Source organism: Bacillus hominis (assembly GCF_030348325.1).
Classification (GTDB): Bacteria; Bacillota; Bacilli; order Bacillales; family Bacillaceae_G; genus Bacillus_A; species Bacillus_A hominis.
The window spans coordinates 2,728,813-2,742,752 of the sequence record NZ_JAUCFS010000005.1 but is presented as its reverse complement, the minus strand read 5'-3'; the positions used below and the strand labels follow the sequence as shown (position 1 = coordinate 2,742,752).

The following is a 13,940-nucleotide window of genomic DNA, read 5'->3' as shown; positions in this document are numbered from 1 at the left end:
AGTGCCCTCTAGTAAATAAAATATCATACAAGAGGGCATTTTTTTCTATTTGTTAATTAGTAAGCTTTCAAAACATGAAGCAAATAATCCTTCCGATTCAGCGGATTAAAGTCAACACGTTTTCGAGTAGGGAAGGGAGCCTTCAGTTTTGTGAAACCAGCTGGATTTGCTGTAAAGATACCTTCTCCTTCAGTAAACGAATGTAGCATTCGTTTAAAATTTTCTGTTTTCGCAACAGGTAATGATCCTGTTAACTGGTAAGAGTCATTATATAATATAGGTTCTGCAAAAGTTGCTGGAATAGCAGCTAGTTTATACATTGCGGTACTAATTGCGCGCTCTGGGACAGTTAATTCAAATTCGTTTACTGGTTCATATACACATGTTTCAGCTTGTTTTAAAGCGCCCATTAATACGAGCGGTGTTAAGTTTCTAAAGTCACTCGCTGTTGTAACAGGACTAGCATAGCCGGTATGTGTTAATGTGACTGAAATATCCGTAACTTTCCATCCGTATAAACCTTGTTTTAACGTTTGAAATACAGTATCTTCAATCGCTTTATGAAATGCTAAAGGTAATGATCCAAGTTCAACACCTAAGTTATACGTTATATCAGAGTTAAGCTTACCACGTTCGACTTTGAAGCCGATCGTTGCGTAAAATGGATTCGCTTTTTCACCCATTACTTCAACACTATTCCCGATGCGAATTGGCTTTTCAACACATACAACCCGCGTATTTGAAAAAGTAACTTGTAAATTGTATTTTTCATAAAGTGTTGTTTCAATCACTTCTTTTTGCACTTCACCGAAAAGGCGAATGTATAGTTCATTATGAACAACGTCTTTCCACACTTTAATGAGTGGATCTTCTTCACATAGTTCCATAAGAGCAGCGTATAAATCATGAATTCGCTCTTTTGGTACTGCATCAATTACAGCCTCCATTTGCGGCTCGGCAAAGTGAATATCTTTTATATAATCCGTCCGTTCACCGATAATATCACCAATTTTAATATCGCTCAGTCCCCACACTTTACAAAACTCACCGCTATGAACGGTAGAAGTTTGAACGGCAGTTCCATTATGAAACATGCACATTTTTTTAATCTTTTCTTTATGTGATTGAGACTCACCGCGCTGAATATCAACATATTTTCTAACGTGTAAGCTACCAGAAAAAACTCTTACATAAGCAATCTTTTCACCAGAAGGTTCACGTTCTATTTTAAACACAACACCAGATAATGTTTCATTTTGTGCCGATTTATTAGCTGGAATTAAAGCTGAAATATTTCCAAGTAGTTCAGCTACTCCCATACCTGTCATTGCTGAACCGAAAAAGATTGGATACACATTTGCTTGCTGTATTTGTATTTCTAGTTCTTTTCTTAATAGTATGTCCGGTACTATTTCGTTATTTACATATGATGCAAGCAATGATTCATTATACAGTGCTAATCGTTCCATACAATCGTCATAGGATTTATATTCAATAATACGAGCTTCCTTTGTTCCTTCGTTCTCAGCAGAGTAGAAGGGGAATGCGTCATATGAAAGAATTTCTTTTATTTGTTTCAGAACTTTTTCAGTATTTGCTCCACTACGATCAATTTTATTAACAAATAAAACAGTAGGTATGTTTAGTTTCTGTAATGTTCGCATTAAAATCTTTGTTTGTGCTTGCACCCCTTCAACGGCTGATATAACTAAAATGGCACCGTCTAAAACGCGGAACGCTCGCTCCACTTCAGCGATAAAATCAGCGTGTCCAGGTGTATCAATGACATTTACTTTTAAGTCACCAATAAAGAAAGAAACGACAGATGCTTTAATCGTAATTCCGCGCTGTCTTTCTAATTCCATTGAGTCAGTTTGCGTACTTCCGCTATCAACTCGGCCAATTTCTTTAATCACATTCGTTTCAAAAAGAATACGCTCAGTCAAACTCGTCTTGCCAGCGTCTACGTGCGCGACAATCCCTATATTTATTGTTGTCATATATAAATATCCTCATTTCATTTTCCATTTTCATTTCCTCATTTCTATTTGTGTATTGCCGCATTACAATCACTCTCCAGTCCTTTAAATTATTACTATTATAATGTAATTTACATTTTTTGTAACGTTATAAAACGCCTTATTTTGGAAAAATATTAATAGGCGAATTTCAAAAAGATAAATAGTGAAAACAAAATGCTTGCATTTTAAATCGGTATCCATTATATTAATTGACATATCAACTATTGATACATCAAACGTTTTTTTGGATGTAAAGGAGGGGTAATTTGACAAGTTCATGCTCAAAAGAAGCGATTATTTTATATAAATTACACTTTCTAAATAAAGAAGTAAGTTCGAAGTTTGAAGGGTGTACGGGTATGAGCCAGTCTCGATTAGAGCTTATACTTCAGTTATATGAAGTAGGTGAAATTAGTCAAAAAGCACTTCAGCAAGAAGTGAATATTGATAATGCTGCGATTACAAGGCATTTAAAACAGCTAGAAGCAAACGGAATGATTGTAAGACGTAAAAATCCAGATGATAACAGAATTACGTTAGTTTCTCTTACAGAAGAGGGACGAAATAAAATTCAAGCGTTTCAAGAGGAAAAAGAGCGTTTTGCAGCATCTGCATTTAAAGGATTAAGTGAGGAAGAACGCGATAATCTTTTAAATATGTTAAATCACATTCAAGAAAATATAAAAGAATTATAAAAAAGGGAGAATACAACTATGACTAACTCAGTAAAAACTAATGATTTTAACGAAATTTTAACAGGACGCCGTTCAATCCGTAAGTACGATCCTTCGGTGAAAATTAGTAAAGAAGAAATGACAGAAATTCTTACAGAAGCAACACTTGCACCATCTTCAGTGAATATGCAACCATGGCGTTTCCTTGTTATTGAAAGTGACGAAGCAAAAGCAACACTTGCGCCACTTGCGAAATTCAATCAATCTCAAGTAGAAACATCTTCAGCAATGATTGCTGTATTTGGTGACTTAAACAACTTTGACAACGCAGAAGAAATTTACGGTACAGCAGTTGAGCGTGGTTTAATGCCAGCTGAAGTAAAAGAAGATCAAATGCAAAAACTTTCAGGTTACTTCTCAATGGTTACACCAGAAGTAATGAAAGATACGGTTTTAATTGATGGTGGTCTTGTAGCAATGCAATTTATGCTAGCAGCTCGTGCTCACGGCTATGACACTTGTCCAATCGGTGGATTTGAGAAAGATCAAATCGCTGAAGCATTCGGATTAGATAAAGAGCGTCACGTACCAGTAATGTTAATTTCAATCGGAAAAGCTGCGGACAGTGGTTACCAATCAGTACGTCTTCCAGTTGAAAAAGTTGCTGAGTGGAAGTAATTTTATAAAAAAACAGAAATAAGTGAGTTATGAGAGGGGAAACACCATGATTATTATTCACGCAATATTTCAAGTAGACCCAGTAAAACAACAATCATTTTTAGAAGAAATTCAACCACTACTTCATGGTTCAAGAGAAGAAAGTGGAAATGTATCTTATGATCTATATAAAGATACTGAAAAAGAAAGTGTTTATACGATGGTAGAAGTATGGAAAGATGAAGCAGCAGTTGCGAGTCATAATACGAGTGAACACTTCACATCTTTCGTTAGTAAAGCATCACAGTTTTTAACTGCTCCGCTTGATATAAAGGTTTATAATGGAGAGTTAGTAAAATAATGAGGTAGAAAAAGATGACTTTAGCGTATGCTAGGGTCATCTTTTTTATTTTGATAGGAATATATTTACTTCTAACTTAATGTGTTATAATTTGGAAAATAAATATTCTTAATTTTAAAAATATTTAAAGGTGGTAGTGAAATATATGAACATATTAACGAAAATCACTAACAATATTTCAAAGGTCATTATAGGAAAAGATGAATCGATTGAACTCGCAGCAATAGCTCTTATAGCAAGAGGACATATTTTATTAGAAGATGTACCTGGCACTGGAAAAACAACATTAGCAAAAAGTTTGGCGAAAAGTGTGGATGCTAAGTTTCAAAGAATACAATTCACAGCTGATACTTTGCCGGGAGATGTTATTGGACTCGAATATTTTGATGTAAAGGAATCGGATTTTAAAACGAGGTTAGGACCTATTTTTGCAAATATAGTATTAGTTGACGAAATTAATCGAGCTGTACCGAGAACACAATCGTCGTTACTTGAAGTTATGGAAGAGCGTACTATTACAATTGCGAAGCAGACACATTCATTACCAGATCCCTTTTTAGTTATTGCAACGCAAAATCCACTCGAGTCAGCAGGTACATTTCCGTTACCGGATGCACAATTAGATCGATTTTTGCTCACTATACGTCAAGGTTACCCTACAAGAGAAGCTGAGAAGGAAATGATGAATCGTTTTCAAATGAATGATCCGTTAGAAACGTTACATTCTATTATTTCAAGTGAAGAAATTATTACGATGCAAAAACGTGCAAGGGAAGTGTTAGTAGGGGATGATGTGCAAGAGTATCTCCTTGAAATTATTGAAGCAACTCGAAAGCATGAGTTAATTGAAATTGGTGTCAGCCCGCGGGGAACATTGGCATTTATGAGGGCGATTCAAGCGCGGGCGATATTAAATGAAAGAGATTACTGTACGCCAGATGATATAAAGGCACTTGCTGCATCCGTTTGTGCTCATCGTTTAACGTTAACGATTGAAGGGGAGATGAAAACGACTAAAGAACAAATCATTAAAGAAATTCTTCATACAATTAGTGTACCAGTGGAGAATGTACGATGAAGCAACAACTTGTGTATACACCTTTAGCGGAGCCTTTCATAATAGGAGTTATGTCAGTTGTAGCCGTTATTTTATGTGTATTTTCAAGTAATCTACTAATTTTATCTATCGTATTTTTGTATTTAATTTTAATAGGAGCTACGCATGTATACATACGTAAAGTATCTCGCGTTAACTGGGAATACGATCAAGGGAATTCGAATGTTTTTATTGGTGAAACGAACACGTGCAAAATAATAATTTCAAATAAATCGATATTCCCTATTTTTCATGTTGTATTTCGATTTAAATGTGAAAATAAGCTAACTTGGGATCATGAGGAACTAAACAAAAATCATAGTACAGGTTCAAATTATTATATGAATTTTAATATAAAAGGTGGAAAGACAGTTTCATTTGATATGCAAGCTATAGCATTAAAAAGAGGTATTGCGAAATGGGAAGAAGTTGAAATTGTTATTACGGATCCTTTTGGATTTATAACGAACCATATAACATATAGTCAAGTTGATACGCCGTCCTATTTAGTTTTACCTGCTGTTCCGAAAATACAAGTACCTGAATTACAAGAATGGTCACGTGGATTTCGAAAAGCAATGTCTTCCCCTCTATATGATGAGACGAAAGTAATGGGCGTAAAATCTTATGAAAATGAAGATTTTCGTTCCATCCATTGGAGTGCAACAGCGAAAACAGGGACGATAACTGCGAAAAAGTATGAACGAACACAATCAGATAAATATGCGGTTTATCTTAATTTACAAAATAAAAGTGGCGTTTCTTTGCGAAATGATATTGAAGAGCTTATTGAATTAACAGCAGGTATATGCAAACAACTACTCATGCAAGATTGTTCATTTGAATTATGGATTAATAGCGTAAAAGGTAACGGCTTGCTGCATATAAAGAACGGCGATAATCGGAAACATTTGCAAAATGTATTAAAGGTACTCGCTTCTATATCAGATCAAGATATTCCTGTTTCTTCTTCTTATTTTTACACAGCTGGCTTTCGTCGAAAGGAATTGGATGCGGTTCCTTTAATTTTGGGTACTTCTCCAAGGGAATTTAGTAGAACGAATAAATGGATTGTAATTAAAGAATAAGAAAGGGCTTATGTCATGTTGAATAAAAAGCGGCATATGAAGGTGAAGTTTTGGAGTGTAAGAGCTTTAATCGTACTTTTCTTTGCGATTAGTGCGATAACGTTATCACAAGGTGTTGTGCATGTACAAGACATAGTAAAAGAGCGTTTTTTTAGTGAAAAGAAAGCTAAAGAAATTTATAAGGAAACAATAAACTCCGGAAATATTGAAGATTATGGAACACCTATAGAAGATAAAAAAGTGGGAGATAATGGGGAAAGAACAACAACTGGTAAAAAATTTAAAGGTTTCGAACGGGAAAATTCATGGGGAGACGTATTTTCTGTGCTCTCAAATACATGGATTACTATAGCCTTTTATGTGATTATCGCAGTCGCAATTGTATATTTCCTCTACAAATCTATTAGGAAAAAGTTGACGAAAACAGAACTAGAGCAGGAGAAACAATCGATAACAAAGGAAAATACGGTAAGAACCGTAAAGAATGAAAAAGTCATACATCAGTCAGAGCATACACTCCCTACAGATACGATAAGGAAAACGTTAGTTGAGTGGGAAAGAACTTTACCATTTCATGAACAGCGAAGGTCCTATGAGACGATGCAACAATGGTTAAAGAGAATATGTAGAACGAGAGACATTATTCCGATATATGAGTCTGTTCGATATGGTGAAAAGACGTATACGGAATTAGATGTGGAAAAAACAATAAAGTGGATAGAGGGGGATGGGAAATTGGATTAAGTTAAAATATATATAATACTAAACTTATTAAAGATTCGTTTCTTGAAGCAAATGTTGTCCACGTTCATATTGAATGACTTCAAATTGTTTGAAGTTCTGGCCTTCCAGAATTGTTTTAATAAGTTTTAAATACAAATCGTACTAAATTCTTATTTTGGACTTTAATTCTCGGTGATTTGAATCATAGTATGGAGAGCTAGTGCAAAAATAAGAGAAATCCTTGGGAACTTTGAACTAAAACTTAAAAAAAGATGACTTTAGCAAAAGTCATCTTTTTTATATCTGCGATTCGTAGTACATCTCATTTTAAACATGTTGGTAGAAATCTATGGTTTGTTTACGACTAAGCCATGTAAATCTTGAGTAATGCTTTTCTTTTTAACATTGGTATTGTCTGGATTGGTTGTTTCTTCCATCTGTTCTTGAGCTTTACTAGGAGTATTTAGGGCATCTGATGATACGTGGTCAAGTTGTTGACTTAATACATTTTTTTCATCCATGTTATGTAGCTCCTTTATGAATTTAGACATAAAAACAATGTAATTATAAATAGTTACTTAAATATTTTGTATCTTTGAATGGAATCATATGCACAAATTATATTGAGAAATTAACTAATTATAAAAAGTATTAGTTCATAATAAAATCGTAATCTTGTGAGAAAGGCAGAAGGGGAGAAGAAATTTTGGACAGACTTCAAAATCTTAATTTGGTGGGCAGGGGGTACCACCAAATTAAGAAAAAATTAATCCCCCTACAACAAAATGCTATTCTTTTTCATTGCGGATATTGTATTTCTTTAACCGACGGATCAGTGAAGTTTGGGTAATTCCAAGAACTTTTGCAGTTTTACGTGTAGTCTTATTTTTCTTAATGGCCTGCTCAATAATTGTTTTTTCCATACTTTCGATAATCTCGTTTAAATTGTTGCCTTTTTTCAGAGATTCTAAAGCTTCTTCATCCATGCTTACTGAGTGAAAGTGATCTGGTAAATCATGAATCGAGATTTCTTCTTTTTTAGCCATAATAACGAGCTGCTCAACAGTGTTTTCCAACTCGCGTATATTTCCCGGCCACTGATAACGTTGAAAAACACCTATCGTTTGCTTCGAGAAGGTACGTGTCTGGTTGAATATCTGGTTATACTTTTGTAAATAGAAATGGATTAACGGAAAAATATCTTCATGTCGCTCGCGTAGCGGCGGAATGTTTACTGGTAAAACATGAAGGCGATAATATAGGTCGGCCCGGAATTTCCCCTCTTTTACCATTTCCTCGATCTTGCGGTTTGTTGCTGCAATAATGCGAATATCGGCCTTGACTAAATGTGAACCACCAATAGGCATATAGGTTTTATCTTGCAATAATTGAAGGAGCTTGGGCTGTAGATGTAGCGGAAGTTCACTAATTTCATCTAAAAACAGCGTTCCTTTTTCCGCTGTTTTGACGAGCCCGGTTTTCCCTTTTGAATTAGCACCTGTAAAGGCTCCCTTGTGGTAGCCGAACAATTCAGATTCGAGAAGTGAATCGGGAATTGCTGCACAATTTAAGTGGACAAAGGGTTGATTGTTTCGTTCGCTCAACATATGAATACGCTTCGCAACTACGTTTTTTCCAACTCCTGTTTCTCCGTTAATAAGCACAGTCGAATCAACACTTGCCACTTTTCCCATGATTTCAGCAAGTAAATTATGTACTTTGCTATGTCCGATAAAAGACTGTTCATCCTTTATTAGAATATACCGGGTATTCATTTTCTTTATTTCTAGTAAATACCGATTCAATACGGGGGCTAATTCTTCCCATTTTAGTTTGGAGATATTATCCATCCAATTGCTTATATCATGACCATGTGCTACAAAATAAATGGGGTTTTCCTGTTCATCCAAAATAATGTCACCTGTTACTGTCATCTTATTACCACCAGTAATTTCTTGCACAGTGGTTACAGTACTTCCATTTTGTAAAGCCATTTCGATTACGGATGAAGTGAACGCACCCTCTTTTTTCAGAACGAAAATATTCCTACCAATCAAATCTTCCTTGCTTTTGTTAAAAAGCTTACAACATGCTTGGTTTACCCACATAATCGTTCCATTTTTGTCAACAATATTCATCCCACTTTCAAGATTATCAAGAATTTTTAATAGATATTTGGTTTCAATTTGGACAGGAATGTCGGACATGGCTTGAATCCTCCTATGAATGCATCTATTTTGAACCGCAAGTGGTTCAAAGTAGATGGGAATTAGTGAAAATAATGAACCGTTTATGAATCTATTGAAACGAATTTAATTCATTATATCTCACAATAGCTAGATTTAAAGTGGGTTTTTTATAATTTTCTGTCTATTTTTGTGTTTTCGTTCCATATTTATGGCATGATTTTTGCAATATAAAAGTGTACAGTGCGGAATTATTAATTTATAGAGGGAGGTATTTAATAGGATCTTTCTATTTAAAAGGAATGTCCCCTTTTATTGGAATGATAGGGGGTCGCCATTTTTACTAACAGAGAAAAACAGCTTATCCTAGGAATGTTGTTTAATGATACATTATTGCAATTAATAGGATGATAGATGAAATCACTAAATATATCCATTTTTACTTGCTGGCATACAAGTCACGGTTATGAAGAACAAAAGGTGATCTGCACTTGTTTTCTCTCTTTGTTTTCACTTCACACGTGGGAGGAAAAGGGTCTGACTGTATGAATGACCGGATTCTCTCTCCCGCCTAAAAAGAAAGGTTTTATGCCAATTTTTCAATTTGTACTTATATAAAAAGGATGGTGTATGTATGAATGCAAACCTAGTATTTATCAATGGTGAAGTTATTACATCAGACAGACAAAACTCAATAGTGGAATCTGTAGCAGTAAAGGATAATCGAATAATTGGGCTCGGTTCAAATTTAGAAATGAATAAATTCATTGGGGAGAAGACCGAAGTCATTGACTTAGCAGGCAAATCTCTTCTTCCTGGATTTATTGATGCTCACACACACCTAGTTTTATATGGAGTTTTTCAGTTGAATATCAGTTGTAAAGAAAGTCACATCGATTCTGTGGCAGATGTGCTAAATGAGCTTAAGAAAAAAGCGTTGGAAACTCCAGAAGGTGAGTGGATAAGAGCTTGGGGATTTAATGAAACGACCATAAAGGAGAAAAGGTATCCAAAGATTGCAGAGCTAGATGCCATTTCAGCGAAGCATCCAATCATCATTTCTCGTACGTGCGGGCATATCTGTATTGTAAACACAGCGGCACTAGAGAAGGCTGGCATTGACGAAAATACACCGGATCCTCAAGGTGGAGTAATTGAAAAGAATGAGAGGGGAGAAATTACAGGGAAATTATTTGAAGCTGCAAATATGAAGATGAATGATGTAGCAAGCTATACAGATGATGAACTTATGAAAGCTGTTAAAATTGCGTCGGATCATTTCATTTCAGGGGGCATTACGAGTATTCATGAAGCGGCTACTTTTGATTCGAATTGTTATCGTTTGTTACAAACAGCTATAAAAACGAAAGACATCGGTGTTCGCGTATACGCAATAATTGGTACCATAAATGAATCCGATAAATTTGTAAATAAAATGATGAATGCAGGGATAGTAACCGGTACAGGGGATGAGAAATTTAGGGTTGGGCCGGCTAAAATATTTTTAGATGGAAGTAGCTCTGGTCCAACAATTGCAACTCGAGAACCATACTCCAGCGATGCTAACAATTTCGGGATTCTTTATTATAGTGAAGAAGAAATATATAAAGTTCTAGGTGAAGCACATAAAAAAGGCTATCAAATTACAGTACATGCTCAAGGTGATAAAGCTATTGAAATGTATTTAAATTGCGTAGAAAGAGCGTTAAAAGAAGCACCAAGGAAAAATCATCGTCATCGAATCGAGCATGCAGGAGTTTCAACACCAGATTTACAAGAAAGAATGAAACAACTGGAAGTCATCCCTATTCCAAATCCACCATTTCCATTTGAATATGGCGAGATATATGCTCACAATTATGGTGAACGTGTGAATTATATGTACGCTGCTCGTGACTATATAGATAAAGGTATTATTGCAGCAGGTAGTTCAGATGCACCGGTTACGGATTATAATCCTTTATTAGGAATTCATACTGCAGTTAATAGAAAGAGCCAATTTGGAGCCGAAATTGGCACGAATCAATCCATTAGTGTACTAGAAGCTATTAAACTTTACACATGGAATGGTGCTTATGCAAGTTTTGAAGAGGATATAAAAGGGAGCTTAGAGGTAGGAAAATTAGCTGATTTCGTTATTTTAAGTGAAAGTATTTTAAAAGCTAAACCAGACCGTATTAAGGATTTGAAAGTGGAGACTACGATTATTGATGGAGAAATTGTCTATCAAAAGGAGAATGATTTAATGGTGAAAAATTAGATTTAGGAAAAAATGAGGTATTGTAATGATATTACCTTGTATTATTCGTTACCATTAGCCCGCTATTTGCGGGCTAATAATTAGTAGGGGATGGACAAAAAAACGTTGATTAAAGTTTCGCTTTATTTTGCACATCAGGGATTTAGATGCTAGAAAATTAAAGAGGATTTATATATTAACAAATCCTTTTATGATAGTGGCTCTTAATCCATAAAAATTCAAACTATGAAATAGGAGGTTGAGCATATTTTGAAATATATTAAACTCTTACTCTTAATTCCTTTTATAGGGTGTGTTGGATTTTTACCATTTGCAAATAGAATTGAGCCTTACGTATTAGGAATGCCTTTTCTTTTATTTTGGATTGTATTTTGGATGATACTTTCCTCAATTATTTTAACGATTGTTTATAAGCTTGATCCTGATAATAAAGGGAGTGAGGCAGAATGAATATATCATTATTTATTATTTTTATTTTCTTAATCCTATCTCTTTATTTAGGGATAGCAGCAAGAAGAGGAAAAAAGATGGATTTGCAGCAATTTTCAGTTGGTGGCAGAGGTTTTGGAACCTTGTTCATATTCCTATTAATAGCTGGAGAGGTTTATACGACTTTTTCTTTTCTAGGCGGAAGTGGTTGGGCTTATTCCAAAGGTGCGGCTGCATATTATGTGCCCGCATATATATTTCTAGCATATATAATATCTTATTGGATTGCACCTAAAATTTGGAGATACGGTAAGGAACATGGTATTATTTCACAACCTGACTATTTTGCATCTAAATACGATAGTCGTGCAATGGGGGTTATTGTAGCTATTGTAGGAAGTTTAGCACTTATACCATATATTTGTATACAAATGAAAGGGTTAGGGATCATTGTTTCAGAGGCTTCTTTTGGAGCTATCTCACCAATGACTGCAAGTATTATAGGTGCAATAGTTATTACAACATATGTAATATTCTCTGGTATTCATGGCTCAGCTTGGATAGCTGTGATTAAAGATATTATGATTTTGGGAGTAGTTATTTTTTTAGGACTATACATCCCTATCCACTATTTTGGTGGAATTGAGCAAATGTTTAAGTCTGTCGAGGCTGTTAAACCAGAATTGTTAACGTTAGCTAATCAGGGACTAAGTGTACCGTGGTTTATCTCTACAATCCTTTTAAATGCAATATCTTTTTATTTATTACCGACTTCTTTCACTGTGGTCTTCGCAGCAAATGGTGAAAAAGCACTTCGCAAAAATGCAATTAGCCTACCTTTATACACGATATTATTACTGTTTGTTTTCTTTATTGGCTTTTCAGCTATTGTAAAAATCCCTGGTTTACAAGGAGCTGATGGAGATCTTTCTCTATTAAGATTATCTATTCAAACATTTGATCCTTGGTTCATTGGAATAATTGGAGCAGCTGGTTTATTAACGGCTTTAGTACCAGCTTCCGTTATGTTAATGTCTGCATCTGTTGGCTTAACAAAAGGGATTTACAATGTTATTTTTCCAAAAGCTACCGAAAAACAACAATTAGTAGCCTCAAAACTATTCATCATTATCCTTTCTTTGACTGCTTTACTCTTCACAGTATTTGGCGGGACAGCACTGGCGCTGTTAAATATCATGTCATACAGTCTTATCGCACAATTGGCACCCGCATTATTCCTTAGTTTTTCTCAAAAAAATTATATTAATAAATATGGCGCAATGACTGGAATCATTACGGGAGTGCTCGTTGTATTGTATGCTACGATTTTCAATATAAAAATCGCTACCTTTTTCCCAACAGTCCCACACACTATTAACGACATTAGTACAGGAGCGATAGCATTATTAATAAATATCGTAATAACTTTTATTGTAAGCTTAGCTTCAAAAAACATACCGGTTCAAAAGGGATCTACCACATCAACGTCTAGCTAAAAATTTATATCTAAATAACGAGAAAAACGTTATTCTTTTTGTGAAAACATGCAGAAAGGATGACGTTTTTTATGAATTTTTCGATTCAAATTGAAATTTGAAAAAGATCAAAACTACCTGTTCTCTACAGTCTATTGGAGGCAGGTAGTTTTATTTTCTCGAATTTACATGGTTGTAATAGATAGTTGAACTATTGTGAAAAGAGGGGATGAATCGAATGGAATAGAATTATTCCTTATTGTGACCGTATCATATTCACTTCTCTAATTTCAGGAGTAAGCGAATATGATACGGTCACAGTGAAATTACATTCTAGAGATGATCGGGAAAGTGTTGGGAAAGAAGCAGTAGCACGTATAAATGAAATTAAATCGCCTAAATTTGAACATAAATTCAAAGATCCAGAGGATGGAAACGAGTTTATGGGGGATTTAGACGAGTCTACGAATATGATGAAAATGGTCTTTGGCGGAATTGCTGGAATTTCGTTATTAGTTGATGGCATTGGTGTTATGAATATAATGCTTGTATCTGTAACAGAACGTACGCGTGAAATTGGCATCCGAAAAGCGCTTGGTGCAACGCGTAGTAAAGTATTAATGCAGTTTCTTATTGAATCTTGCATTTTAACAGCACTAGGTGGCTTAATTGGATTTATGCTTGGCGTATTCTTTGCGTGGTTAATTGTGATATTCGCAGAATAGCCATTTATTGTTTCAGTAAATTTAGGACTGATTTCGGTTGGAATATCTATGTTTATCGGTATTGTATTTGGTATACTACAGGCAAATAAAGCAGCAAAATTAGATCCGATTGAATGTTTGCGATATGAATAACAAGGGAAGAGAATATAACTTTTGTTATGTTCTCTTTTTATTTTCATACAAAACTCTTTCTCAACGTATCGTATCAAAATTTGAACGTAAGTATTTCGTAAGGAATGGATAAG

12 protein-coding genes and 1 pseudogene are annotated in these 13,940 nt (G+C 34.8%); 10 read left to right on the top strand and 3 right to left on the bottom strand.

Translation table 11 applies throughout. The features are described 5' to 3' along the window. Positions 1-56 precede the first annotated feature (56 nt). Positions 57-2,000 (bottom strand): elongation factor G, encoded by a 1,944-nt coding sequence (locus tag QUF93_RS16705; protein WP_289359518.1) that lies wholly within the window; start codon positions 1,998-2,000, stop codon positions 57-59. 287 nt (positions 2,001-2,287) lie between these two features. Between QUF93_RS16705 and QUF93_RS16700 the strand changes: the two genes are divergently transcribed. From QUF93_RS16700 to QUF93_RS16675, 6 genes are all read left to right on the top strand, one after another. Next, a complete protein-coding gene (locus tag QUF93_RS16700; protein WP_000204180.1) occupies positions 2,288-2,716 on the top strand; it encodes a MarR family winged helix-turn-helix transcriptional regulator in 429 nt (142 codons plus the stop codon). 18 nt (positions 2,717-2,734) lie between these two features. Beyond that, entirely contained in the window at positions 2,735-3,373 is a 639-nt protein-coding gene (locus QUF93_RS16695) for a nitroreductase family protein (RefSeq protein ID WP_000185381.1), read from the top strand. Positions 3,374-3,419: 46 nt separating this feature from the next. Then, positions 3,420-3,713, top strand: coding sequence for a putative quinol monooxygenase (locus QUF93_RS16690; RefSeq protein ID WP_289359516.1), 294 nt, complete (start codon positions 3,420-3,422; stop codon positions 3,711-3,713). A gap of 145 nt (positions 3,714-3,858) precedes the next feature. Continuing rightward, entirely contained in the window at positions 3,859-4,791 is a 933-nt protein-coding gene (locus QUF93_RS16685) for an AAA family ATPase (protein ID WP_088059260.1), read from the top strand. After that, on the top strand, positions 4,788-5,897 hold the full coding sequence (locus QUF93_RS16680; RefSeq protein ID WP_289359515.1) for a DUF58 domain-containing protein: 1,110 nt from the start codon (positions 4,788-4,790) through the stop codon (positions 5,895-5,897). Before QUF93_RS16685 ends, QUF93_RS16680 begins: the two co-directional genes overlap by 4 nt. Positions 5,898-5,912: 15 nt before the next feature. After that, positions 5,913-6,641 (top strand): signal peptidase II, encoded by a 729-nt coding sequence (locus QUF93_RS16675; protein ID WP_289359514.1) that lies wholly within the window; start codon positions 5,913-5,915, stop codon positions 6,639-6,641. A 326-nt stretch (positions 6,642-6,967) separates the two neighbouring features. On the opposite strand, the gene QUF93_RS16670 is transcribed toward QUF93_RS16675, so the two are convergent. Together QUF93_RS16670 and QUF93_RS16665 are read right to left on the bottom strand one after the other, a co-directional pair. Beyond that, entirely contained in the window at positions 6,968-7,141 is a 174-nt protein-coding gene (locus QUF93_RS16670) for a hypothetical protein (RefSeq protein ID WP_289359513.1), read from the bottom strand. A 267-nt stretch (positions 7,142-7,408) separates the two neighbouring features. Then, positions 7,409-8,827 carry a sigma-54 interaction domain-containing protein gene (locus QUF93_RS16665; RefSeq protein ID WP_289359512.1) on the bottom strand — a complete coding sequence of 473 codons (1,419 nt, stop codon included), beginning with the start codon at positions 8,825-8,827 and terminating at the stop codon, positions 7,409-7,411. A gap of 613 nt (positions 8,828-9,440) precedes the next feature. Between QUF93_RS16665 and QUF93_RS16660 the strand changes: the two genes are divergently transcribed. From QUF93_RS16660 to QUF93_RS29050, 4 genes and pseudogenes are all read left to right on the top strand, one after another. Next, complete coding sequence (locus tag QUF93_RS16660) at positions 9,441-11,066, top strand: amidohydrolase (protein ID WP_289359511.1); 1,626 nt, start codon at positions 9,441-9,443, stop codon at positions 11,064-11,066. Positions 11,067-11,315: 249 nt separating this feature from the next. Beyond that, positions 11,316-11,516 carry a DUF3311 domain-containing protein gene (locus QUF93_RS16655; protein ID WP_289359510.1) on the top strand — a complete coding sequence of 67 codons (201 nt, stop codon included), beginning with the start codon at positions 11,316-11,318 and terminating at the stop codon, positions 11,514-11,516. Next, positions 11,513-12,991 (top strand): sodium:solute symporter family protein, encoded by a 1,479-nt coding sequence (locus tag QUF93_RS16650; RefSeq protein WP_088059252.1) that lies wholly within the window; start codon positions 11,513-11,515, stop codon positions 12,989-12,991. Before QUF93_RS16655 ends, QUF93_RS16650 begins: the two co-directional genes overlap by 4 nt. 467 nt (positions 12,992-13,458) lie before the next feature. Then, positions 13,459-13,827 (top strand): annotated as a pseudogene (locus QUF93_RS29050) (ABC transporter permease); the annotation flags it as partial. Positions 13,828-13,940 lie beyond the last annotated feature (113 nt).

Coding starts and splice junctions, on each gene's coding strand:
- QUF93_RS16705 (WP_289359518.1), bottom strand. CDS start 2,000: ATGACAACAATAAATATAGGGATTGTCGCGCACGTAGACGCTGGCAAG.
- QUF93_RS16695 (WP_000185381.1), top strand. CDS start 2,735: ATGACTAACTCAGTAAAAACTAATGATTTTAACGAAATTTTAACAGGA.
- QUF93_RS16690 (WP_289359516.1), top strand. CDS start 3,420: ATGATTATTATTCACGCAATATTTCAAGTAGACCCAGTAAAACAACAA.
- QUF93_RS16685 (WP_088059260.1), top strand. CDS start 3,859: ATGAACATATTAACGAAAATCACTAACAATATTTCAAAGGTCATTATA.
- QUF93_RS16680 (WP_289359515.1), top strand. CDS start 4,788: ATGAAGCAACAACTTGTGTATACACCTTTAGCGGAGCCTTTCATAATA.
- QUF93_RS16675 (WP_289359514.1), top strand. CDS start 5,913: ATGTTGAATAAAAAGCGGCATATGAAGGTGAAGTTTTGGAGTGTAAGA.
- QUF93_RS16670 (WP_289359513.1), bottom strand. CDS start 7,141: ATGGATGAAAAAAATGTATTAAGTCAACAACTTGACCACGTATCATCA.
- QUF93_RS16665 (WP_289359512.1), bottom strand. CDS start 8,827: ATGTCCGACATTCCTGTCCAAATTGAAACCAAATATCTATTAAAAATT.
- QUF93_RS16660 (WP_289359511.1), top strand. CDS start 9,441: ATGAATGCAAACCTAGTATTTATCAATGGTGAAGTTATTACATCAGAC.
- QUF93_RS16650 (WP_088059252.1), top strand. CDS start 11,513: ATGAATATATCATTATTTATTATTTTTATTTTCTTAATCCTATCTCTT.